Origin of the sequence: Dyadobacter sp. 3J3, assembly GCF_009801115.1 — a bacterium.
Classification (GTDB): domain Bacteria; phylum Bacteroidota; class Bacteroidia; order Cytophagales; family Spirosomataceae; genus Dyadobacter.
The window spans coordinates 1-1,058 of sequence record NZ_VTOL01000046.1 but is presented as its reverse complement, the minus strand read 5'-3'; the positions used below and the strand labels follow the sequence as shown (position 1 = coordinate 1,058).

Genomic DNA, 1,058 nt, shown 5'->3' with positions numbered 1-1,058 from the left:
GCTTGTTGGTGGCTATTGGCCCGGTGTTCACCTCTTCCCATCCCGAACAGAGAAGTTAAGCCCGGAACCGCCGATGATACTTGGGTCAAACCTGGTAAAGTAGGTAGCCGCCACAATATTATTACAAATCAAGAAAAAGACCATCTCGAAAGGATGGTCTTTTTTTGTGGTTACCCTTGGCTGGTAACTGGGCTGGAGTATCTCATAATGTTTTTTTTCGGGAAGTAATTGAACTTAGTTTTCCCCAATCAACACAGCCATGAATATGAGTTATGTATTCTTGAAATGTAACATTTTGGTGAAAATAGTAATCCGAGGAAAATAGTTTTTTTGCTTGTATCTATTTTAAAGCTTCTTAACTTTAAGATAAACAAAACACCGAATCATGTCAAATTTGACGCATTTTTTGGGTTAATTAGATACTCGTATCGATAAAGGTGGCTCTATTTATTAACTGCAAGTACGAGTAAGTCGAGTTCTTTGGGTTCATAACTTCCTTTCTGTGTATAGAAAAGCTGGTCAACCCGTGTTATGGCGTGATTATATTATTAGCGACCATTGAATAATTCAAGCTGCTCGTTTTTCCGCCCCCCCGCTTCGCAATAATTATTTTTCGATCGCATTTTTGTCTTTGATATCTGCATAGTTTTTCCAAGATCATTAAGCTCTTTTTCTGTCCGCGGTTCTGATTTTGTCGACAAGTCAATATCTTTAGGTTCTTTAATGAGTCCTATAATTTTTTGATTTCTTAGATTCAACTAATAAATGCAACAGCTAGCTGTTGCAAAAATAAGCCGAAGGGGAAGGGTTATGGGACCTAGGTCCCATAACCCTTCCCCTTCGGCAGCGAAAAATATTCATCTATCTTTGGGTTACCAAGCTCAAAAAAGATGGCACATTTAACGATAGAACAAAGATACGAAATTGCAGAACTTCGTTTGCAGGGATTCTCAATAACCAAAATTGGGGAAAATTTAGGCAGACATAAGTCTGTAATTTCACGCGAATTAGCTCGAAATTCAGACCAAAGAAACAAGTTTTACAAAGCTGATTTGGCT

At 38.1% G+C, this 1,058-nt stretch carries 1 protein-coding gene and 1 rRNA gene; both read left to right on the top strand.

Annotated features, from left to right (window positions below; translation table 11 throughout):
• Positions 1–4 precede the first annotated feature (4 nt).
• Positions 5–116: ribosomal RNA gene (gene rrf / locus FZF08_RS31425) — 5S ribosomal RNA — on the top strand.
• 774 nt (positions 117–890) lie between these two features.
• On the top strand, positions 891–1,058 hold a 168-nt coding region (locus tag FZF08_RS32465; protein WP_159478881.1), incomplete at its 3' end, for a helix-turn-helix domain-containing protein.